Annotated in this window: 17 protein-coding genes; 9 read left to right on the forward strand and 8 right to left on the reverse strand. The window is 60.5% G+C overall.

The genetic code is table 11. The features are described 5' to 3' along the window. Window positions 1–12 precede the first annotated feature (12 nt). Window positions 13–1,335 (reverse strand): aspartate aminotransferase family protein, encoded by a 1,323-nt coding sequence (locus CIT25_RS14270; RefSeq protein WP_095485551.1) that lies wholly within the window; start codon window positions 1,333–1,335, stop codon window positions 13–15. 93 nt (window positions 1,336–1,428) lie between these two features. Here CIT25_RS14270 and CIT25_RS14275 point away from each other — a divergent pair, with 93 nt between their 5' ends. The 7 genes from CIT25_RS14275 to CIT25_RS14305 all read left to right on the forward strand — a co-directional run bounded on the left by CIT25_RS14275 (window position 1,429) and on the right by CIT25_RS14305 (window position 10,636). Further along, window positions 1,429–2,286, forward strand: a complete 858-nt coding sequence (locus CIT25_RS14275; protein ID WP_245329850.1) for a beta-keto acid cleavage family enzyme — start codon at window positions 1,429–1,431, stop codon at window positions 2,284–2,286. A gap of 184 nt (window positions 2,287–2,470) precedes the next feature. Continuing rightward, entirely contained in the window at window positions 2,471–2,752 is a 282-nt protein-coding gene (locus CIT25_RS14280; protein ID WP_164759353.1) for a hypothetical protein, read from the forward strand. A 267-nt stretch (window positions 2,753–3,019) separates the two neighbouring features. After that, window positions 3,020–5,755: a non-ribosomal peptide synthetase gene (locus tag CIT25_RS14285; protein WP_095485195.1), complete on the forward strand. Its 2,736-nt coding sequence runs from the start codon at window positions 3,020–3,022 to the stop codon at window positions 5,753–5,755. A gap of 14 nt (window positions 5,756–5,769) precedes the next feature. Further along, the gene (nadE, locus tag CIT25_RS14290; protein ID WP_095485196.1) at window positions 5,770–6,735 is read left to right on the forward strand and encodes an NAD(+) synthase; all 966 of its coding nucleotides are present in this window, start codon (window positions 5,770–5,772) and stop codon (window positions 6,733–6,735) included. 3 nt (window positions 6,736–6,738) lie between these two features. After that, the gene (gene asnB, locus CIT25_RS14295; RefSeq protein ID WP_095485197.1) at window positions 6,739–8,760 is read left to right on the forward strand and encodes an asparagine synthase (glutamine-hydrolyzing); all 2,022 of its coding nucleotides are present in this window, start codon (window positions 6,739–6,741) and stop codon (window positions 8,758–8,760) included. Further along, window positions 8,757–10,313, forward strand: coding sequence for a class I adenylate-forming enzyme family protein (locus tag CIT25_RS14300; RefSeq protein ID WP_164759033.1), 1,557 nt, complete (start codon window positions 8,757–8,759; stop codon window positions 10,311–10,313). Before asnB ends, CIT25_RS14300 begins: the two co-directional genes overlap by 4 nt. 56 nt (window positions 10,314–10,369) lie before the next feature. Beyond that, window positions 10,370–10,636, forward strand: coding sequence for an acyl carrier protein (locus CIT25_RS14305; RefSeq protein ID WP_095485198.1), 267 nt, complete (start codon window positions 10,370–10,372; stop codon window positions 10,634–10,636). A gap of 70 nt (window positions 10,637–10,706) precedes the next feature. Here CIT25_RS14305 and CIT25_RS14310 read toward each other — a convergent pair whose 3' ends face one another. Beyond that, window positions 10,707–11,399 (reverse strand): N5-glutamine methyltransferase family protein, encoded by a 693-nt coding sequence (locus CIT25_RS14310; RefSeq protein WP_095485199.1) that lies wholly within the window; start codon window positions 11,397–11,399, stop codon window positions 10,707–10,709. Between the two features lie 430 nt (window positions 11,400–11,829). Between CIT25_RS14310 and CIT25_RS14315 the strand changes: the two genes are divergently transcribed. Together CIT25_RS14315 and CIT25_RS14320 are read left to right on the forward strand one after the other, a co-directional pair. Next, window positions 11,830–13,572, forward strand: coding sequence for a type I secretion system permease/ATPase (locus CIT25_RS14315; protein WP_164759032.1), 1,743 nt, complete (start codon window positions 11,830–11,832; stop codon window positions 13,570–13,572). Between the two features lie 220 nt (window positions 13,573–13,792). Continuing rightward, on the forward strand, window positions 13,793–15,100 hold the full coding sequence (locus CIT25_RS14320; protein WP_342587097.1) for an HlyD family type I secretion periplasmic adaptor subunit: 1,308 nt from the start codon (window positions 13,793–13,795) through the stop codon (window positions 15,098–15,100). 141 nt (window positions 15,101–15,241) lie between these two features. Here CIT25_RS14320 and CIT25_RS14325 read toward each other — a convergent pair whose 3' ends face one another. The 6 genes from CIT25_RS14325 to CIT25_RS14350 form a co-directional block, all read right to left on the reverse strand. After that, window positions 15,242–16,447, reverse strand: a complete 1,206-nt coding sequence (locus CIT25_RS14325; protein WP_245329851.1) for a polysaccharide biosynthesis/export family protein — start codon at window positions 16,445–16,447, stop codon at window positions 15,242–15,244. 43 nt (window positions 16,448–16,490) lie between these two features. Then, window positions 16,491–17,768, reverse strand: coding sequence for a hypothetical protein (locus CIT25_RS14330; RefSeq protein ID WP_095485202.1), 1,278 nt, complete (start codon window positions 17,766–17,768; stop codon window positions 16,491–16,493). Beyond that, window positions 17,765–18,769, reverse strand: coding sequence for an SDR family NAD(P)-dependent oxidoreductase (locus CIT25_RS14335; protein WP_095485203.1), 1,005 nt, complete (start codon window positions 18,767–18,769; stop codon window positions 17,765–17,767). Before CIT25_RS14335 ends, CIT25_RS14330 begins: the two co-directional genes overlap by 4 nt. Before the next feature lie 74 nt (window positions 18,770–18,843). After that, window positions 18,844–19,467 carry a sugar transferase gene (locus tag CIT25_RS14340; RefSeq protein ID WP_245329852.1) on the reverse strand — a complete coding sequence of 208 codons (624 nt, stop codon included), beginning with the start codon at window positions 19,465–19,467 and terminating at the stop codon, window positions 18,844–18,846. 68 nt (window positions 19,468–19,535) lie between these two features. After that, window positions 19,536–20,672: a DegT/DnrJ/EryC1/StrS family aminotransferase gene (locus tag CIT25_RS14345; protein WP_095485554.1), complete on the reverse strand. Its 1,137-nt coding sequence runs from the start codon at window positions 20,670–20,672 to the stop codon at window positions 19,536–19,538. 47 nt (window positions 20,673–20,719) lie between these two features. Then, a complete protein-coding gene (locus tag CIT25_RS14350; RefSeq protein WP_095485205.1) occupies window positions 20,720–21,442 on the reverse strand; it encodes a nucleotidyltransferase family protein in 723 nt (240 codons plus the stop codon). Between the last annotated feature and the right edge of the window lie 326 nt (window positions 21,443–21,768).

A 21,768-nucleotide genomic window follows, 5' to 3' on the forward strand; every position in this document is an offset into this window, starting at 1 on the left:
GGAGCGCTGGCGCTAGGCCAACGCAGCGTCTATCGCGTCGCCGAGCCGTTCGACAACCGCGTCGATTGCTGCGGCGTCTATGATGAAGGGCGGCGCAAGCAGCACATGATCGCCGCGCAGGCCGTCGATCGTGCCTCCCGCGGGATAGACGAGCAGGCCGCGCGCCATCGCCTCGCGCTTGACGCGAGCATTTAATTTGCGGTTCGGATCGAACGGCTCCTTCGACGAACGGTCTTCGACCAGCTCAAGCCCCATGAAGAGGCCACGGCCGCGGATGTCGCCGACGTGGGCGTGGTTGGAAAAGCGCTCGCCGAGGCGCCGGGCGAGATCGGCGCCCATCGCCTTGACGTTGTCGAGCAACCTGTCCCGCTCGATGACTTCCTGGACGGCAAGTGCTGCCGCGCACGCCATCGGGTGGCACATATAGGTGTGGCCGTGCTGGAAGAAGCCGGAGCCTTCGGCGAAAGCCTCGAAGATGCGGCGCGAAAGCAGCACCGCGCCAATGGGCTGGTAGCCTCCGCCGAGGCCTTTGGCGATTGTCATCAGGTCGGGCGCGACGCTGTCCTGCTCACAGGCGTGCAGCGTGCCGGTGCGGCCCATGCCGCACATCACCTCGTCGAGGATGAGGAGCACTCCGGCGCGGTCACAGATTTCGCGGATGCGTCTGAAATAGCCGGGAACGGCGGGCACCGCCCCAGCTGTCGCGCCAACGACAGGTTCTGCCACGAAGGCCATGACAGTGTCCGGACCGAGTTCGAGAATTTTGTCCTCTAGCGCCTGGGCAGCACGTAGGCCGTAGGCCTCCTCGCTCTCACCGGCTTTCTGGTAGCGGTAGGCATAGCATGGGTCGATATGATGCGTGTCGATCAGCAACGGGCGGAATTGGGCGCGGCGCCACTCATTGCCCCCGGCAGCGAGGGCGCCAAGCGTGTTGCCGTGATAGCTCTGACGGCGGGCGATGACGTTTCGCCGCTCGGGCCTGCCAGTCTCGACGAAAAACTGCCGTGCCATCTTGAGCGACGCCTCCACCGCCTCGGAGCCGCCAGACACGAAATAAACGTGGCTTATGCCTTGCGGCGCGCCGGCGACGAGTTTGTCGGCCAATGCCTCGGCCGGCTCATTGGTGAAGAAGCTGGTATGGGCATAAGCGAGCTTGTCGGCCTGTGCGTGAAGCGCAGCCGTCACGTCGGGATGGCCGTGGCCGAGGCAGGAAACCGCCGCGCCGCCCGACGCGTCGATATAGGCGCGGCCATCGCGGTCCAAGAGTTCGATACCCTTGCCGCCAGCCGCGACGGGCAGGGTCGCATGGATCTGGCGATGCAGGATGTGTGTCATGCTTTCCTCGATTGACGGTGGCGCGATTTGGAGCGAACTATCATGCAACATATGTTACAGAGCGTGCAATGGTGAAACAATTGGACTGCGTCTATGACTGTCGATAGGGACATGACCGGCCCCGGACTCGTAGCGCCCACTGCGATCGCCGTTGCGCCGAATGGTGGACGGCGTGGCAAGGGAGACCACCCTGCCCTGCCGATCGGCCCCCGGGAATTGGCTCGGACCGCCGCCGCCTGCCTCGAGGCGGGCGCCGCCATGATCCATGCCCATGTCCGCGATCGCGACGGCGGCCATTTGCTCGACGCGCACGCCTATCGCGAGACGACGAAAGCGATACGTGATGCGGTGGGCGAGCGGTTGATCATCCAGATCACCAGCGAAGCGGTCGGCCAATACCAACCGGCCGAGCAGATGGCGGTGGTGCGCGCTACCCGCCCCGAGGCGGTTTCGCTGGCGCTGCGCGAACTGGTGCCAGACGCCGCCCATGAGACCGCTTTCGCCGAGTTCCTGTGGTGGTTGAAGGGCGAGCGGATCGCCCCTCAGATGATCCTCTACGCGCCGGAAGAGGCGTCGGCCCTAGACGCCATGCAACAACGGGGGCTGGTGCCTTTCGACGACATTCCGGTGCTCTATGTGCTCGGCCGCTACACGCCAGGACAGGTTTCGCGGCCGACTGACCTGCTTCCCTTCCTTGCGCATGATCGTCCGCGCTTTGCGCACTGGATGGTCTGCGCCTTCGGTCGGGAAGAAACCGCCTGCGTTGCGGCCGGTGCGCTGCTGGGCGGCCATGTCCGCGTCGGCTTCGAGAACAATTTTACTCTCGCCGACGGCACAACCGCCAGGGACAATGCCGCGCTCGTAACCGCAACCAAATGCGCTCTGACCGCTTGCGGCGTCCGGGCCGCCCAAGCCGACGACCTGCGCGCCGCCTGGTCGATCCAACGCTAGCTTTGCTCAGGTTTACGGTCGTGCGCGCTCCGCAGACAGATTTTGAGGCGGTTTGAAGAACCGCGTTCTCGGAGCGGCCCGGCTGCGGCCTCGACGGTTCGTCACACTTGTCAAAAATCTCTCTGCTACGCTGCAACCGAACTGTCTGGCCGACGTTAAGGTTGTGGTGGCTGGGGAGACCTTCATGCAGACGTACCTCGTCGAACAAATGGAGGGCGATGACGTGATCTCGGTGCGTATCGTCAACGCGCCGAGCCCTTTTAAAGCCGCCGCCATGTCGACAAATCGACATGTTACCCTGCGAACGTGGGAAAAGGATTGGATCCGAGTAACCGACGAGAATCGGGGCCATATCTTTGCATACTGCTTTGTCTCCGACGGAGACTCCGACACCAGCGGGCATGGCCCGAGAAAAACACTGAATAAATCAAGAAAAGCCCAAAAAGCTGACCAGAGAGCCGGGTAAGCGCAAACCACTGGTCTTTGCACCTCGCTGTAGCGCGCAGATTTACCGATATCGCCAGAACCGTGAACACCACGGAGCCAATACCGGTTGCGCTGGTCGGTACGCCAGGCGCGGTCCTTCCCTCGGCGCGACGCCTTCGCAGCAAGGAATGACAGCCAAAGGGCGCAAACGCGGCCATTTGGCGAAGATCGCGGCTTCATCAGAATGATCGATGAAAAGATTTCGGCCGGGGGCGATAAGTGATCTTAATCTTAGCGTGGGCAGCTCATGTCTCCGGCATATTTGGGATCAGAAAAGGCGCGTCTGGATCTACGGGCGGATTGTCAGCCAGCGGACACCCGTAAATGGTCAAACGTCCCGGAATACGCACTTGATCAGGGCGGTCCTGTACTGCACCCTTATCAACGGATGGGCGCCGATTTTGCGAATGTTGCCGTCTTCGACCACCTGAGAAGCATCACCAGCCAATATCCCGACAAGCTCGCGATCAGCGACGGCACCACCCGTTTGACGTATTCCCAGCTTTTCCAGGCCGTCGAGATGCTGTCCCACCGAATTGCGGCCGTCGTTCCCAACGGGCAGGCGATCGGGATCCTTCAGGCCAACTCGGCCTGGTATCCTGTGGCCATGCTGGCGAGCATGGCGATTGGGCGGCCTTCGGTGCCACTCAACGCGAGAGATCCCGACACGCGAACCAATGACATTGTCGTTGCGGCGCGGCTTTCAGCGGTTATAGGCGACGGCAATGGTCGCGCTGTCGGTTTGGCTCACGATGTCCACTGGATCGATGCGACCGCCAGCATCCCGCCGCAAGTCCAGCCGATACCCCAGTCCTGTTCCGTCTCGGTCGACGCGCCTGCAATCGTGCTCTATACGTCAGGCAGCACCGGCCATCCCAAAGGCATAGTCAACAGCCAGCGCAGCCTGCTTTTGCGGGTCCAGCAATATGTCGACGCATGCCACATCAATTCGGACGATGTTTTCCTGCCCTTGACCGGGCCTGCCACGATCGCCGGTTGCCGGGAGGTTCTCGCCGCCCTTCTTACCGGTGCGACCTTGCATCTCGTCGAGGTGGGCGTCGTTGGCTTGCGCGCGGTCCGGCGCCTAGTGGAATCCGAAGGCGTGACCGTCACCTATCTGGTGCCGGCGTTGCTTCGGGCACTCATGGCAGACAAACCAGCTGACGCCTTCCGCTCGCTCAGAGTGGCCCGGATCGGGGGGGAGAAGGTGTCATGGGCTGATATCGCCCTGCTGCGCAAAACCGTTTCGAGCACTTGCCTCATCCAGATCGGTTACTCGTCAACCGAGACCACAGGGTCGCAATGGTTCTTGCCGCAAGACTGGCCGGAGGAAGGCGCCTCGGTTCCGGTTGGCTGGCTGCTCCCAGGAATCACCTTCGCGATAGTCGACGAAAAGGGGCGCCGCGTTCAGCCGGGTAAGAGCGGAGAGCTCATGATAAGAGGCCCATATGTCCTGCTTGGCCATTGGGAGAACGGCGCCGTCGTGCCGGTGGAATCGGATCCGGATGACCCAGATCTTCGGCTCTTCGCGACGGGTGACCTCGTCCAACTTGACAGTCATGGCCTGCTGCGGATCGTCGGCCGCAAGGGGCGCCAGATAAAGATCAATGGTCGACGCATCGAACCTGCCGAGCTCGAGCGGATGTTGCGTTGCGCGCCTTCTGTGGAGGATGCCGTGGCAATCGTGACCGCGGCAAATGAGCTTGTCGCATTCGCCATTCCTCAGCCATGGGCGGGGCCCGCCTTTACGGACGACCTTCGCCAGCTTGTCAGAACGAAGCTGCCGCCGTCGCTGTGTCCCGTGCGGCTTCACACGGTCTCCGGGATTCCACGTCTGTCGGGCGGCAAGGTCGACATGGCCACGCTTGCGGAGATCGATCTTTCAGCCACGAAGATCGCCCCGGCCGCACAGCCGTCCGATACGAGCGAGATCAACGTCCATCGGATAGTGCAGCATGCCTGGAACAATATCCTCGACACACGCGTCGCTGCAGGACGCTGGGATGACGCAGGCGGAGATTCGCTGAAGCTGCTGCAATGCGTCATGGAAATAGAAAGCGCCATCGGGCAGGAACTCGGTCTCCAGGGCTTCACGGTCGGGATGAGCCTGGACGAAATGGTCAAGGCGGTCGTGTCGGCACAGGCAGGCGACCTGCACGCGCGCGCGCAGAAGTACGATCCTCCTATTCTTTTTCTGCTCCCGGGATCCGTTGGCTATGGCCCGAGCTTTGCTGCCTTTGCATCCTCGATGAGCAAGGTCGCACGAGTGACCCCCATCAAGTACCCTACGCTGGCTATGATATTGCGCGGACAAAACACCGTCGCCGACATGGCCGACTCCGCGGTGGAGCAGATCTGCCGCGCCCAGCCCACGGGCCATGTGCGCCTTCTCGGCCATTCGCTCGGCGGCGCCGTCGCGTTCGAGGTTGCGGAGCGTTTGCTGGCCGCGGGGCGAACTGTGAAGTTCCTGGGAATCCTCGACACGAGCCTCCTCGGCGAGCGCAGCACCTATTGGGAGATGGTTACCCGCACATTCGATCGGATCCGGACCAACCGCGTAACCGCTGACCGAATGGTGTGCCGCTTCCTTGCAAAGATCGCTGTCAAAACTGGCTTCGAGGCGCAGCTCGCCCGCATCCTCGATCGCTACGCCCGGGATGAGTTCAACGCGACGAGTTTCAGAACCAAACTGGAACTGCAGGGGCAGTTGCGGGGACGAGCCTTCTACCGATGGTTGGCGATACCCAGACGGACGCTGCCGATCACCGCAACCCTCTTCCGCTGCGCTCGGCCCAAAATGCCTCTGGCCATAGGGTGGGATGGCGCTTTCGCGCATCTGGATGTGATTCCGGTCGTTGGCAGTCACTTCGATATGATCACAGAGCCCCATCTCGTCATCAACCGCCCGCTCATCGAGAAGGCGGTGGAGCAAACCTATTCTTCAACCGAGGTTCGCAATCGGGAGTACAGACCATCGACGTGATTTCAGAGTTCAGCATGGGCACGCTGGTGCTCGATGCTCGCATGGAGGTCGATCGCATCGTTCAAATCCTGCGCGAGCAGGTTTTTGGCACACTGCGACGTCGTGGCGTGGTTGTCGGCCTGTCCGGGGGTATCGACAGCTCCGTTGTCGCATCGTTATGCGCACGCGCGTTCGGGAAAGACAAAGTCTTGGGGATATTCATGCCGGAGCGCCATTCCTCCGGCGATTCGCTAAGGCTTGGCCGCAGCGTCGCAGCCCAGCTCGGCATCGATACGATCCTGGAAGACATAGCACCGGCCCTTGAGGCCGTCGGCGCCTATCGTCGACAGATCGAAGCGATCCAGACCGTCGTTCCCCAATATGGCGACGGCTGGAAATGCAAGCTGGTGCTCGCGTCGGTTCTCGAGAGCAACGGTCTCAACATCACGCGCCTCACGGTTCAGGACCCCGAGGGCAAGACAGATACGGTGCGTCTGTCGCCGGCAGCCTATCTGCAGATCGTCGCTGCAACCAACTACAAGCAGCGCCTGCGCAAAATGACCGAGTACTACCATGCGGACCGCCTCAACTATGCTGTGGCAGGTACGCCAAACCGCCTGGAGCATGACCAGGGCTTTTTCGTCAAGCAGGGCGACGGGAATGCCGATCTGATGCCGATCGTCCATCTTTACAAGACCCAGGTCTACCAGCTGGCTGAATACCTTGGGGTGGATGAAGAGGTCCGGCGGCGGCCGCCGACCACGGACACTTTCTCCATGGCCCAGAGTCAGGAGGAATTCTATTTCGCCCTGCCTTATCATCTGATGGATCTGTGCCTCTACGGCTTGAGCCACGGAATTTCTGCCGACGAGGTCGCGGCAGCTGCCGGCCTCACCGCGGCCCAGGTTCAGAAAGTCTTCAAGGACATCGACAGCAAACGGCGTGCCGCACGCTATCTTCATGCACGGCCCTTGCTGTCCGCTGCAGTGGGCGAGGACTAACCGATGTGCGGTATCGCCGGAATCGTGTCGCTGAGCGGCGCCGCGGCGCCCCCTTCGCGCGAAGCGCTGATGCGCATGGTGGGCGCGCTCTCGCATCGCGGTCCGGACGAACGCGGCCTTTACCGGGACAAACGCGCGGGTTTGGCGCATGCTCGTCTGTCTGTCGTCGATCTTTCGAACGGCCAGCAGCCGCTCGCCGACACGGGCGACACGATTTGGATCATCTTCAACGGCGAGATCTTCAACTACCTCGAGCTGCGTGAAAAGCTGATCGCCCTCGGCCACCGCTTCCGCACCCATAGCGACACGGAGGTCATCGTCCATGCCTATCGCGCGTGGGGCGAGGCCGCCTTCGCGCGGATGAATGGGCAATGGGCGGTCGCAATCTGGGACTCCGTGGCAGGTCGTCTCGTGTTGTCGCGCGATCGGTTTGGCATCTGCCCCTTGCATTTCTGCGAGCATGGGGGCCGCGTTTACTTTGCCAGCGAAGTGAAAGCCATTTTCGCGGCCGACGTTGATATACCCCGTGCCTTCGATCCAGCCGGCATCGACCAGACTTTCACACTCTGGACAGTCGTGCCGCCGCAAGGCGTATTTCAGGGGATCAGCGAACTCACCCCGGGACATGTCCGCATTTACGACAGGGACACCGTTCGCGAGCGGGCTTTCTGGAAGCCTTGCTACCCCGAAATTTCCGATCCTCGCCGTGACGAATTCACCGGCTCACTCAACGACGCGGTGGACGAGGTGCGCGGCGCCCTTGAGGCGGCGACGGCGCTCAGGATCGTGCAGGCCGACGTGCCGGTCGGCTGCTATCTGTCGGGCGGGCTCGACAGCTCGCTGGTCGCCGCGCTGGGAAGGCGCTACGCCGGCGAACGGTTCCAGACCTTCTCCCTGCGTTTTGCCGACGCCGAGTATGACGAGACCCGCTTCCAGCGCCTGGTCGCCGGCGCGACCGGGAGCGAGCACCATGAGGTGGTAGTTTCGCGCAGCGACATCGCTGAGGTCTTTCCTGAGGTGATCTACCACACCGAGCGTCCAATCCTGAGGACCGCGCCTGCGCCGCTGTTCCTGCTCTCGAGGCTGGTGCGCGAACACGGCATCAAGGTCGTGCTGACCGGCGAAGGAGCGGACGAAATGTTCGCTGGCTATGACCTGTTCCGCGAAGGCAAGGTCCGCCGTTTCTGGGGACGCCAGCCCGCATCGATGCGACGCTCACGGCTGCTGGAGCGCCTGTATCCCTATCTCAGCCGCTCGCCGGTGCATCAGCAAGCAATGGCGCGCCAGTTCTTCGGGCGCGATATCCAGGCCTATGACACGCCGGGCTTTGCGCATGACACACGCTGGCGCACCACCAGCGCCATCAAGAGATTGTTCTCCGCCGACATGCGCGCAGAGTCCGAGCGCCGCAGTTGCGTGCCCGAGCTGATCGCCCGCCTGCCCGCGGAGTTTTCGCGATGGGGCTCTCTCGCGCAGGACCAGTATATCGAGATCCAGACGCTGATGTCGGGATACCTGCTTTCCTCGCAAGGGGACAGGATGCTCATGGCCCACTCCGTCGAGGGGCGCTTCCCGTTCCTGGACGATGAACTTGTGACGCTGGCGAATTCGCTTCCGGCGGCCTACAAGCTGCGCATCCTCGACGAAAAGCACGTGTTGAAGCGGGTGGCGGAACCGATCGTGCCGCCGGAAATCGTGGCCCGCAAGAAGCAGCCTTACCGGGCGCCCAATGCGCTTTGCTTCGTCGCCGATGATGCTCCGGCCTATGTCCGCGAAGCGCTTTCGGAGACGGCGCTGCGCGAGGCGAACGTTTTCGATCCGAAGTCGGTCACGCGGCTGCTGGACAAGTGTCGAGCCAGGGCGGGCGACGGCGATCTCTCCAACTCCGACAACATGGCGCTGGTCGGCGTGCTGTCGACCCAGCTCCTTCACCAGCAGTTTGTCGTAAGCCGTCCCGGTGGAGCTCGCAGGGTCGACCTCACCGTCGACGTTGACCGCGAGCATCGCGAAGAGGTGCTGGCATGATGCATGGCGCCGTACCTTTGCTGCATGACTACCTCACCCACGCCGCCAGCCGGGTCGGTGAGAAGGTGGCGCTGGTGTGCGGCGGACAACGTGTCACCTATGGCGATCTCGAAGCGCGCTCCAACGCGATTGCCCAACATCTGGCCGCGGCTGGGGTCGCACGTGGCGATCGCGTGATGATCTTCGCCGACAACACCGTCGAGACAGTCATCGCCTTTTGGGCGGTGCTCAAGGCGAATGCCGTTGTGTGCATCGTCAACCCGCTCACCAAAAGCGACAAGCTTGATTATCTGCTCAACGATTGCCGACCGACGGCACTGATAACGGACAGGCACCTGCACTCGATCTTCAGCGAACCGGCACGCAACTGCCCGTCATTGCGCCGGGTGATCGTCTCCGGGCCGATCGTCGACGTCGAGTTGACAGGATTGCCGCACGCCGTGCGCTGGGACGCTGCGGTCGCCGCCGGCGGCAGCGCACCGCCGGCGCGCCGCTGCATCGATATAGATCTCGCTGCCATCATCTACACGTCCGGGTCGACAGGTGAACCCAAGGGCGTGATGCTGACGCACAGGAACATGACAGCCGCATGCACTTCGATCGCTTCATACCTGGAGCTGTGCGAGGACGAGGTGATCCTCAACGTCCTGCCTCTCGCCTTCGATTACGGCCTGTACCAGATGATCATGGCGTTTCGCACCGGCGCCAGGTTGGTGCTTGAACGCTCGTTCGCTTTCCCGGCGCAGATCCTCGGGTTGATCAAGGAAGAGAGGGTGACAGGTTTTCCCGGCGTGCCGACCATCTTCGCCGCGCTCTCGGACCTCAGGTCACTAAAAGATCATGATTTTTCGAGCATTCGCTACGTAACGAACACTGCGGCCGCCCTGCCGCTCAAGCACATTCTCATGCTGCAGGACCTGTTTCCGGATGCGCGCATCTATTCGATGTATGGCCTCACCGAATGCAAGCGCTGCACCTATCTGCCGCCGGAAGACCTTGAGCGAAAGCCATTGAGCGTCGGGGTCGCCATCCCGAACACGGAAATGTGGATTGTCGACGAGCATGACAGGCCGGTCGGCCCTGATGTCGTTGGCCAACTCGTCATCCGCGGAGCGACGGTGATGAAGGGCTATTGGGGCAAGCCGGAAGCCACGGCCAGAAAACTCAAACCCGGCCCGTTGCCGGGCGAGCAGGTCTTGTACACCGGCGACTACTGCCGGATGGACGCGGAGGGATACCTCTACTTCATCGGTCGCGGCGACGAGATCATAAAATCGCGAGGAGAGAAAGTGGCGCCGAAGGAGGTGGAAAACGCGCTGTTGGATATTGCCGGTGTACGGGAAGCCGCGGTCATCGGCGTTCCGGACGAGCTTCTCGGGCAAGCGGTCAAAGCGTTTGTCGTGATGGAGCAAGGAAGATTCATCGACGAAAGGCAGTTGCAGAAAGAATGTCAGAGACGGTTGGAGAACTTCATGGTTCCGAAGTCCATCGTGATCGTACCCAGCCTACCGATGACAGACACGGGCAAACTCAAAAAAACGGCCCTGTCATGAGGCGGTTTCTGGATGAAATTGATCAGCATTCATCATTTGTATCGGAGGAGAATTCAATGTTGTCTACCAAGGATAGGGCCGAAACCTGCAGGGATCAGATTCGCGCTTTCCTGGCGTCGAATTTCTACATTGCCGACGCGGATGCTCTGGAGAGCGACACGTCCCTTCTCGATCAAGGCATCGTCGACTCGACAGGGGTGCTCGAGGTTATCGGCTTTATCGAGGAGACCTTCGGCATCACCGTCGAAGACAGCGAACTCCTGCCGGAGAACCTCGATTCCATTCAAGGAATTGCACAGTACGTTCTCCGCAAGAAAAACTGATTGCCGACATCTTGCGCTGTTCCACGCTCCGCCGACAGCGCAACCGAGCCTGCCGCAGTTGCGGCATGGCTCACGCTTGCGGCGTGGTATGTCCCACAACCACCCTGCCCTCGCCGGCTTCGTTCGTGACCGCACGGATGGTTTCGTAGGCCTTGGAACGCTCCAGCAGGCTCATGACCTGCCGGTCCTGGCCGAGCCCTACCTCGAAGAGCAGGATGCCTCCGCGCCGCAAGTAACGCGGCGCGTCCTTGATCACGCGCATATGGATGCTCAGGCCATAGGGGCCGGCGGCAAACGCCTCACGCGGCTCGAGCTCGGTCAGATGCGCGCGGTCGCCCTCGAGCCGCTTTTCCGAAATGTAAGGCGGGTTGCAGACGATCATGTCGATCGTGCCGTCAAGCTCCAAGCCTGAGAAGGCACTGAACAAGTCGCCCTGAAGCACCGACACGCGATCCGCCATGTTGTGATGAGCAACGTTGCGGCGCGCGACGTCGACGCATCCATCGGTGAGATCGCTCGCCCAGACACGCACGGTGGGGGCGTAGTGCGCGATGGCGCACGCCAGATTGCCGGCACCGCAGCACATGTCGATAACGCGCGGCTCCGGCAGGTTCATTTGACTGAGAACGTCGAGAGCGGTCGTGCCGAGCAACTCCGTCTCCGGTCGGGGAACGAGCGCACCGGGCGCGATGAGCAACTCCAGCCCCATGAAGTTGGTACGGCCTTTGCTGTAGGCATCGGCGACACTGATCTCCTCGCTCACGACAGACCCGCCTTCCTGACTTTGCCGGCGCCAGTGTCCGACAATTGCGCACCAGTTAAGTGTATCTCAAATTCATTAAATTTTCGATGGGCGAATCGAAAAACACTCATCGCCATGGGCTTTGAAGACATGATGTAACAAAGGGTGATCACGGGCTTCTCATCTGTCGCTTGGTTGGGAATATTGTCTCATCATTGGGAATATCCGGTTTCTCACCCCAGTTATCCCCAGCCTTGCAGAGCCAATTCCCGAATTCTCGGTCCAGCGTCACGATTTTGCTACATTTTAATCAAAAGGCACATACGTAAGCAAAACGTAATGTTTCAGTAGCTAACGGAAAGCAGCCGCTTCCCGCAAGGCAAGAGGGTTTACCCATCATCGACAGGACCAACACGTTCGCGCGGCAATTTCGCACGAAAGATCGCAGATCATGAAGCCAACGCAAGGGCGCTCGCCCGATCTACGTTCCGCCATGTTCGGCTCAATGCACGGATTGATCGGCGTCGGGGTTTTCTCGGCGGTGATAAACATTCTCGCCTTGACCGGCTCCGTCTACATGCTCCAGATCTACGATCGCGTGCTGCCTTCGCAGAGCATTCCCACTCTCGTCGGATTTACGATCGGGATGCTGGGCCTCTACGCGGTCTATGGACTCCTCGATTTCGTCAGGCTTCGCCTGTTGGTCCGCATCGGCAGCCGCCTGCACAGAGATCTGCAGCAAAAGGCGTTCGCTGCCTCGCTTTCCCTGCCGCTTACTGCCGGGCAGGATGCGAACCGTGTGCAGCCACTTCGTGATCTGGACCAGTTGCGCGGCTTTCTTTCCGGGCTGGGACCGACAGTCGTCTTCGACGCTCCCTGGATACCGTTTTATATGGTGGTCATCTATCTACTGCACCCTTCGCTTGGTGTGTTGGCAACCCTCGGCGCGGCTGCTGTCGTGCTTTTGACGGTCGTCGCGGAAGTCGTTGCCCGCAAACCCGCCGCGCGAGCGTCTGAAACGCTCGTGGCACAGCGGCTTCTTGCCGATTCCGGCCGCCGCAACGCGGAGGTTGTTCAGGCGATGGGCCTTTCAGCCCAGCTTGGTCGGCGCTGGAATGAGATCAGCCATCTTTACCTCAAGAACCAGGAACAGCTCTCCGATGTCGTCGGCGCAGCGAGTTCATTGTCGAAAACACTCCGCATGGCCCTGCAATCGTCCGTGCTGGGGCTTGGTGCCTACCTTGTGATCGGCGGCGAGGCTTCGCCCGGCGTTATCATCGCGTCGTCCATATTGCTGGGCCGCTCATTGGCGCCGGTCGATGTGGCGATCGCAAACTGGAGAGGGTTTCTGGCCACCCGCCGAAGCTATTCCGACCTGGCGGCAGCACTGGATGCTTTCGGCAGCCAGAAAGACCCTATGGAACTGCCGCGCCCACAGACACAGCTTGCGGTCGAGGAACTGACGGTCGCGCCACCAAGTCTGCAGAGACCAACGCTCGTCAATGTAAGCTTTCGCTTGTCGAGGGGCGCGGGGTTGGCGATCGTCGGCCCGAGTGGTTCTGGCAAGACGACGCTCGTGCGTGCTTTGGTCGGGGCATGGAAGCCGCTCCGCGGAACGGTAAGGTTGGACGGCGCCGCGCTCGATCAATGGAATTCGGAGTTGCTCGGCACTCATATCGGCTACCTGCCGCAGGACGTTGAGCTGTTCGACGGAACGATCGCAGACAACATTTCAAGATTCGGCGGCAAGGCAGACGCAAAAGGCGTGCTGGCAGCCGCCAAGGCTGCGGGCGTGGACAAGATGATCATGCGACTGCCGGAAGGTTTCCAAACGCGCATCGGTGAAGGCGGAGCGGCCCTGTCAGCTGGGCAGAGGCAGCTCGTCGGGCTCGCCAGAGCGCTTTATGGTGATCCATTCCTTGTCGTCCTCGACGAGCCAAATTCCAACCTGGATGCCGACGGCGATGTTGCCCTGGCCGGGGCAATCCTGGCGGTGCGCGAACGCGGTGGCATCGCAATCGTTGTGGCGCATCGTCCGTCGGCTCTCGTCAACATCGATCAGGTACTCGTCTTGTCGAATGGCATGCTCCATTCATTTGGCTCGCGCGAAGACGTTCTGGCAAATGTCATCCGGCCCTTCCCGCGGCCAAATACTGTCGTCCCGCTGCAGCAAGGTGCAAGCGGCCATGCGTGAGGTATTAGTGCCTAACATGACCACGTCGTCATATGCTGCGGTCGGTGGCGAAAGCCCATCGGTTGGGGCAAAGCCAGAGCCGAATGGCATCCGGACCAATCTGCTCTTGGGTCTGGCCGCATATTGTCGTTCCGCCGTGGAAAGGTGCAGGCAGGCATATGTGAGATATTGCTCTACCGGGACCGTGTCATCATATGCCGCGGTCGGTAGCGAAAGCGAACTGATCCCGACGAATCCAACCGAAGAGCCGGATGGCATCAGGGCCAACCTGCTACTGGGCCTGGCGACCACCTGCCTGTTGATCTTCGGTGGAGGGCTCTGGCTAGGGTTGACCAAGATTGCCGGTGCGGTGATTGCGCCCGCCACCGTGGTGGTCGAAAGCAACATAAAGAAAGTCCAACATCAAACCGGCGGCACTGTCGGCGGCATCTTCGCCCAGGACGGGGACCATGTGCGTGCCGGCGACGTCTTGGTCAGGCTGAACGACACGTTGACACGAGCAAACCTGCAGATAGTCAGCGAGGATCTGGATCGCGCCACCATTCGTCTGGCGCGACTGGAGGCCGAGCGGCAGGGCCTGCCGGAAATGCAACTCCCACCCAGCGTTCGGGCCCAGATGGGCGACCCGCAACTGGCGGCACTTGTCCGTGGCGAACGCGCCGTGTTCGAAAGCCGGGCGGCGGCATTGGCTGGCCAGAAGGCACAATTGCAAAGCCGCTCGAAGCAATTGGAGCGTCAGATCGATGGCCTCAAAGCACAGCAGGCGGCAATGGACGAGTCGCTGGATCTGCTGACGCAGAACCTTGCTGACGTCGAATCTCTCTACGCAAAGAAGTTGGTCTCCAAGGAGAGGCTGAGCACTGTCAGCTTGGAGAAGAGCCGGACTCGCGGCGAGTCAGGACGCCTCGTCGCGGCAATCGCGGAGGTCCAAGCTCGCATCAGTGAGACCGACCTTCAGGTGCTTCAGCTCGACGAGCAAATGCGGAGCGAGGTAACGAGCGAACTTCGCGAAACGGAAGCCAAGCAGACCGAGCTCAATGAGCGCAAGGTAGTGGCGGAAGACGAGCTCGCCAGGACAGATATCCGCGCCCCACAGACTGGAACCGTACAAGAATCCTCCATCCACACCATCGGAGGCGTGATTGCCCCCGGGGAAGTGCTTATGATGATTGTGCCTGACACCGACAACCTGGTCGTGGATGCGCTCGTTTCTCCAGAGCGTATAGATGACGTACGTCCTGGACAGCGGGTTTCAATCCGCTTTCCGGCGTTCGACGCAGGGACGACACCTGTTTGCCAAGGCTCGGTCAACCGCATCTCTGCAGATCTGATTAAAGATCAGCAACGTCAGCTTTCGTACTTTTCGGCGCGCATCAACGTCGAAAATGCGGCGACCTGCCTGACGGAAGCGAAAATACTCAAACCCGGCATGCCCGCCGAAGTTCACATAAGCACCGACGAGCGCAATGTCTGGTCCTATTTGCTCAAACCCTTCACGGACCAGGTATCCAGAGCTTTCAGACAGTAACGCAGACGGCAATCCCGGCATGACCAAGGTACAGCCGGTTTAGAGCGGTTCATCGTTTCACGGAAACGCCGAACCGCTCTATCTCTTTGTTTTTGCGCAATTCCGGACGGAAAACCGCTTCACACTTTTCCTGGAATTGCTCTATTGGATCGCTACGCTCTCGAGACCGCTGCTGAACCTTACCTCTATCGTGTCGCCCGGTGATACCTCGGTATCTTCTCCGGCCGGCTGTTTACGCCATTCCTCACCGACCTTGCGGATGATCGTGACCTGAGCCTGAATGGTTTCGCCGGCAACTGGCAGCGGCTGGGCGGACGCCCCCGTGGGCTGCAATTTCTGGCTGGCGGCGCGAAGTCTTGCGGTGATGTCGGCAAGACGCACGTTGGTGTCCTTCAGTTCGGTCAGAAGACCAATTCTTCTCTGGTTGCCGTTGCGTTCGTGCTGTCTGACAAAATCATCCTGCTGGCGTCGCGCTCTCATGAGTTCGACCGACGTTTCGAGCGCCCGGCTGGAAGAGAGAATCACACCGCGCCGCACGTCGGCGAGCCTGTCGTTGGTCAGATTGCCTGCTTTATATACCTTCGTCACTCGCGCCAGATCGTCCTCGTCCGCCTTCACTGCATCGGCTTCGACCTGCTCGCGCTTGAGCAGGACCGCGATCTGCGCCGCAGCGTCCTTGGCGCTTTTTTCGAGGTAGCTTTGCTCCTGCTGGAAGTTGTCCAGGGAAATCTTGAGCCCTTCCGCTTCGGCCTGGGCGATTGCCGAGACGAAAGCGGCCGACAAGGGTGACCCTTGTGGTGGCTTCATGTCGAAATTCGCCTGGTTCTGAAGTTCGGCGCGCAGACGGGCGCTATGAAAGTAGTCTCTGGTGTACTCCCCCCAAGCCGATTCATAGTCGCGCCGCAAATCCACCGGATCTGGGCCAGCCTGGTTTGTCCGTGACCGCAGAAGGCTGAAACCGCCAGACACGGCAATCGCCTGCCGCACGGTCATGAGCGGTCGATAGGCCTGCTGTCCGGGAGTGAGCACGTCGCCGGTCACGTAGATCGGGCGATAGTCTGCGATGACGGCGGTGACGTCGCTCGGCTTGATGACGATCATTTGCTCTCGCCCATCAGGCAGACGCTGGTGGAATATCTTGGTTGGCAAGATCGTCTCCATCCGCGTCTGCAATTCGGCCGGAGTGAGGCCGCCGACCGAAACCATCCCGACTTCGGGAAGCGCGATCGTGCCGTCCATTTGAACCACGGCACGCTGCGTTCGTTCCGGGATAGAGGCAATTCCTATCTCGACGGTATCGCCGGCGGACAGTCGATATGCAACCCGCGTCTCCGCTGCGGTGGCCATATCGATGGCAGCCAGTATACCAAGCGCGGCAAGAAGGATTCGATTAGTGAAGACCATTGGTGACAATCTCCTTCCGGTTCAACGTCGGCTCTTCCGGCCAATCGACACGGGAGACGAAGTCGTAGACGGGACCGCCGGGCACGCCCCAGTTGCTCGACCAGACTACTTGTGAGCCGTCAGGCGACGGCGAGGCATGAGTTTCGCTTCGATAGTCTAACTGAGTGCTTCTCGTTTGTGCGATGCGTCGAATCTCACCACTGCCGTCGATGCGCAGCGCGATCACTTCCTGTGCATATGGCGCCATGTCTGGACGGGCTGACACCTCATCCGGATCGCCGCCATAGGTCAGGAACACCCAGCCAGATCTGTCCAGCGCACGCAGGGATGCATGCATGGCTTCGCCGTATTTCATAAGTGGGGTGACCTTGCCGTCGGACAGCCTTCGCTTGATCACGTGATATTTGTCCGGATCGGACTTGCTGATGCCGACATAGACTTCGCTGCCGTCCTCATCGACTGTCATGTCGCCGTGGCCGGGCCGATGATGTTCCGTCCATTTCTGGAGCAAAGTGCCCTCGACACTGAAAATGAAGGCCTGTTGGATGCCGCTGACTATCTCCTGGAGGCATAGAATGTTGGCTCCGAGCGGAGAAATCGAGCAGGCACCATTGGTTCCGCCAAGATGCCCAAGATCGATGTCCGGGAATTTCCGCCGCTGCTTGAGATCGTAGGCAAAGACCACCGTCTCGCCATCCTCACGCACCGCGCGCACCGCTATGCGATCACCGTCACGGCTTGGATTGCCCTTGCCCGGCCCGAAATGGAAATCATGGTATTCAGTCGAAGCGAACAGGACGTCTTCGCGATTGGTCCGTGGCGCCCAGGTCGACACTTGCCGGCCCTGAACGCAGATCATCAGATCGGCGTTTTGAGGGTGCCATTCGCATTCAATAGATCGAGCGCGACGGAACAGCGGCGCGTATGTGTGCCCGTCCATGAAGCACATGCCGCCGCTACAGCCGTTGGTGATGACAAGAAGGCTCTGGTCTGAATTCCAGGCTTGGGCACTCGAATACCGATGGGTGCAATAGTTCTTCTCGCATGCAAGCCCATTACCAAGCACTCCCGGCTTGGTGATGCGCGTGAAACTGGTCCCAAACGCCGGATCCGTCGCTGGGCGCAAATAATCCGGCAGATCCATCATCACCGGCGCGGCAAATTGTGTCTGCTCGCTGCTTTGCCGGCTTCCGACCGTGGACAGACCCAACGACATGCCCGCGGCAATCAACAACGCAGCCAACACACGCGGGTGAAAAGTCATGTCATATAACCCATTTCGTGTCGTACGCGGCCTTCGCTGAGGCGCGCCTCCCACCATCCGATGGTTCGCTCCAACCCATCGCGCAGGCTGGTCTGCGCCCGCCATCCAGTCTTGCTTTCGAGGAGCGAAGAATCGGCCAGCAAGGCACGGACCTCGGAATTCTGCGGCCGCAGGCGGCGTTCGTCGCGATGGACCGGCTTTTTGGAGCCACTCAACTCGAGCACCAGATCCAATACGTCCGAGATCGTCGCAGCGCGCTGGCTCCCGGCATTGTAGGCATGGCCAAATTCGAGTTCGGCCGAACCTGCGGTCAGGAACGCCGCCGCCGTGTCTTCCACGAAAGTGAGGTCGCGGATCGGGCTTGTGTCCCCGACCATGATCGCCGGGCAATTTTTGTCGAGGGCCTGCCGTATGATGGTCGGCACGATAGCCCGCTCACTCTGGCGTGGGCCGTAGGTATTGAACGGCCGCATAATCACGACGGGGACGTCGAACGACCTGGCGTAGGACTCTGCCATCATGTCCGCGCCGATCTTGGATGCCGAATATGGTGACTGGCCCTGCAGCGGGTGGGATTCGCGGATAGGCATGGTCTGTGCGGTGCCATAGACCTCGCTGGTCGAGGTGTGCACCACACGCTCTGTCTCCCATTGGCGCGCCGCTTCGAGGACGTTCACCGTGCCCAGGATGTTGGTGTCCACATAAGACTGGGCGGCCGCGTATGAATATGGAATCGCGATAAGCGCGGCGAGATGAAACACGACGGCCTGGCCGCGCACGATCCGATTCAGGAACGCGCTGTCGCGGACGTCGCCGCGGACGAGGTTCAACTGGCTTCGAATGGTGGCCGGCAAATCATCGAGCCAACCATGACTGTCGAAGGAATTGTAGAGAGCCAGCGCCGTGACATCCGCCCCACTGCGAACGAGCGCTTCGGTGAGATGCGACCCGATGAACCCATCAGCACCCGTGACCAGAACTTTCCTACCCCTGTAGCTCATGACTAAGCGTTCCCCCTATGACGTGATGCGGCGACCTCGCAAATCCAACAGAGCGCGGCCATGCCAAACTGCTCTCACATGCCGATTGGCGGCGAGACCGGGCTGATCGGCGGCGACGAGGCCAGGCCGAGGACCGCCAGAAAGCCGCGCGCCATCCAGATGATGTCAGAGGTGACCGTGCGCTGCGGATAATAGGCGAGGTCAAGCCTGGCCTTGGCAGGAAACAGGACCTCACGGTAGAAAAGGAGCGGATCCTCGGATCGCGGATAAAAATGGGCTTCATGCCGGAAGAGAACCTGGGCCGGACCCAACAAGCCCGGTTTGTATTTTAGAACAGCCTCAAAGCCACCGCGGAAACAATCGGCGAAGACAAGGCTCTCCGGTCGCGGTCCGACGATAGCCATCTCGCCTCTGAAGACATTCCACAGTTGCGGGAACTCGTCGAACTTGGTGAGGGCGAGAAACCGCCCCACTGTCGTCATGCGGCTGTCTCCGGCCATGGTCAGCGCCAGGCCACCGGGATCGCATCGCACGGCGAATTTGCGGAACTTGTACATGCGGAATGGCCGCCCACCGGCACCCACGCGGGTCTGCGCAAAGAAGATAGGCCGGCCGCCTTCCAGCAAGAGCGCCAGAGCGATCACCAGCATCAGCGGAGCGAACACTATGGCGGCTGCGGTAGCGATGGTGAGATCCATTGCTCGTCTCGCAAGCCCATGGGCGGCGCTTGGGACAACAGGTCGATGGATGGATAAATCCAAGGCATTCATGCTGCTGTTCCTGCTTGGGCGCAGCTGTTGACCGCAGCGGCAAGAGCGGTCGCCACTGACTCGACCACAGGCGCAGTGATCTGGGGATGAAGTGGCAGCGTGAGCTCACGCTGGGCAAAGTCCTCTGTCCGCGGCAAATGGGTGCCGGGAAAAAGCTCGCGATAGAGCGTCATCTGGTGCACCGGCGGATAGTGGATGGTCGTTTGTATTCCTTGCTTGCGCAATTCGTCGATGACGTCTTGCCTGTCAGCGTAGCGCGGCAAAAGGACAGGCATGATATGATAGGCCGACGTCCGCGGCTCGTGGAACGGGACTGTCACGGCTGGGCAGTGTTTTGCGATGAGACGCCGGTATAGCATGACCAGGATACGCCTGATCTCATTCCATTCCTGCAAATTCTGCAGCTGGACCAGTCCGATTGCAGCGCGCATTTCATCCATGCGATAGTTGAATCCGAGCATGGTGACATCATACTGCGGCGTGCGACTGTTCAGCCTCTGATGTGTCCCGGTGGTCATGCCGTGCCCACGGGCCTGGCGGATTGTCTCAAGCAGCTTGGGGTCTCGGGCAATCACAGCCCCACCTTCCGCCGTGGTCATGTTCTTGTTGCCATAGAAGCTGAAGGCCGCCGCGGCACCAAATGTACCCACTTCCTTCAAGCCGGGCGCATGCGCGGCATCCTCGATGATCTGCAGTCCTCGGGCGCGGGCGAACTTCTGCCATTCTTCCCGATTGGCGAGGTAGCCGGCGAAATGTACGAGAATGACCGCCTTAGTGCGCGCAGTGCATTTTGCTTCAGCTTCGACGATCGACATCAGCGGCACGTCGGCCGACTCGATGTCGACAAAGACCGGAGTGGCACCGACGTAGAGAACCGCGTTTGCGGTCGCCACGAAGGTCATGGACGGGACCAGCACTTCATCGCCTGGTCCGATACCGAGAGCATGTAGAATGAGATGAAGCGCCGCAGTGCAAGAACTGACCGCGACGCAATCCTGCGCACCATGCATACTGGCAAAAGCCTCTTCAAAGGCTTTCACCTGCTCTCCCATGGTCAGCCAGCCGCTATCGATGACCTTGGACAAAGCTGTCTTCTCCGGCACACCCAAAATTGGGGCACTGACCAAGAGCATCATAACCTCCTAGACTGTTAGACTGTGGGATCGGCTTCGTGATCTCGTCATGCGGCCGTGGCAGTGACCTCGATCGAGGCCGACTGGTCTTCCCAGGAAATGGCTTGCGCGTTCTGGAAATCGTCGACGCGCCCGATATCGAGCCAGAGACCATCATGCTTGTACACGTGGACGGTGGTGCCGTTCTGCATCATCTGCAGCATCAGGTCGTCAAACCCGAAGGGAATGCCAGATGGAATAAACTGCAGAACGTCTGGGTTCATGCAGTAGATTCCCATGCTGACCAGGTGCGAAAGCGTCGGCTTCTCGCGAAAGATCTGCACCCTATTGTCGACTTCATCGATGACGCCGAAGTCCATCTTGATCAGGCGGCAGGCTGTGGCGATCGTCACCGGATCGTTGTGCTTGCGGTGGGCTGCCACAAATCGACTGAGACTTAGATCCGTGAGGACATCCCCGTTGAGAACTATGAACGGCTCTGTCAGCTCATCTCTGATCAAAGAAAGCGGTCCGATGGTGCCAAGCGGCTCCATTTCTTGCGTGTATCGAATTTTCAGGTTCCACTGCGAGCCATCTCCGCACACGGTGCGGATCAAATGGCCGAGATACCCGGTTGTGATGTAGACTTCTTGGATGCCATTGCGTCGCAGCCATTTCAGAAGCATCTCGAGAACCGGCCGGGCACCAATCGGCATGAGCGGCTTCGGCAAGACCGATGTGAAGGGGCGAAGACGTGTCCCCATTCCACCACATTGAATCACTGCTTTCATCTGATCCTCCCACGTTCACTCGAACTCAGCGCTGTCGTCACGGCCGCAGCATCCGGAAAGTTGCTTTCTTGTTCTCTTAAAAACCGGTGAGCCTTCCCGCCGACCTTGACCCGGATATTTGCAGCTTGATGGTATGAGGCCGTCGGGGGGGATGTCGTCGTGCATTCGAATGGTAGCGATTCAGACATTCTGGTATTCAATGACCGCACTGATCGATGAAGGCTGGCATGCTGTCGCAGAGGCAGGTTCGGAGCACGCTTCAGCGGTCAGTTCTTGGCCGATCGGCTTGTGGCCGTGAGACCGGCAAACCCGAATGAGTGCTTGCA

It is taken from the genome of Mesorhizobium mediterraneum, from assembly GCF_002284565.1.
GTDB classification, from domain to species: Bacteria; Pseudomonadota; Alphaproteobacteria; order Rhizobiales; family Rhizobiaceae; genus Mesorhizobium; species Mesorhizobium mediterraneum.

Bases quoted from the DNA above. Each gene is read 5' to 3' on its own strand.
- CIT25_RS14270 (WP_095485551.1), bottom strand. From the start codon at position 1,335: ATGACACACATCCTGCATCGCCAGATCCATGCGACCCTGCCCGTCGCG.
- CIT25_RS14275 (WP_245329850.1), top strand. From the start codon at position 1,429: ATGACTGTCGATAGGGACATGACCGGCCCCGGACTCGTAGCGCCCACT.
- CIT25_RS14280 (WP_164759353.1), top strand. From the start codon at position 2,471: ATGCAGACGTACCTCGTCGAACAAATGGAGGGCGATGACGTGATCTCG.
- CIT25_RS14285 (WP_095485195.1), top strand. From the start codon at position 3,020: ATGTCTCCGGCATATTTGGGATCAGAAAAGGCGCGTCTGGATCTACGG.
- nadE (WP_095485196.1), top strand. From the start codon at position 5,770: ATGGGCACGCTGGTGCTCGATGCTCGCATGGAGGTCGATCGCATCGTT.
- asnB (WP_095485197.1), top strand. From the start codon at position 6,739: ATGTGCGGTATCGCCGGAATCGTGTCGCTGAGCGGCGCCGCGGCGCCC.
- CIT25_RS14300 (WP_164759033.1), top strand. From the start codon at position 8,757: ATGATGCATGGCGCCGTACCTTTGCTGCATGACTACCTCACCCACGCC.
- CIT25_RS14305 (WP_095485198.1), top strand. From the start codon at position 10,370: ATGTTGTCTACCAAGGATAGGGCCGAAACCTGCAGGGATCAGATTCGC.
- CIT25_RS14315 (WP_164759032.1), top strand. From the start codon at position 11,830: ATGAAGCCAACGCAAGGGCGCTCGCCCGATCTACGTTCCGCCATGTTC.
- CIT25_RS14325 (WP_245329851.1), bottom strand. From the start codon at position 16,447: ATGGCCACCGCAGCGGAGACGCGGGTTGCATATCGACTGTCCGCCGGC.
- CIT25_RS14330 (WP_095485202.1), bottom strand. From the start codon at position 17,768: ATGACTTTTCACCCGCGTGTGTTGGCTGCGTTGTTGATTGCCGCGGGC.
- CIT25_RS14335 (WP_095485203.1), bottom strand. From the start codon at position 18,769: ATGAGCTACAGGGGTAGGAAAGTTCTGGTCACGGGTGCTGATGGGTTC.
- CIT25_RS14340 (WP_245329852.1), bottom strand. From the start codon at position 19,467: ATGGATCTCACCATCGCTACCGCAGCCGCCATAGTGTTCGCTCCGCTG.
- CIT25_RS14345 (WP_095485554.1), bottom strand. From the start codon at position 20,672: ATGCTCTTGGTCAGTGCCCCAATTTTGGGTGTGCCGGAGAAGACAGCT.
- CIT25_RS14350 (WP_095485205.1), bottom strand. From the start codon at position 21,442: ATGAAAGCAGTGATTCAATGTGGTGGAATGGGGACACGTCTTCGCCCC.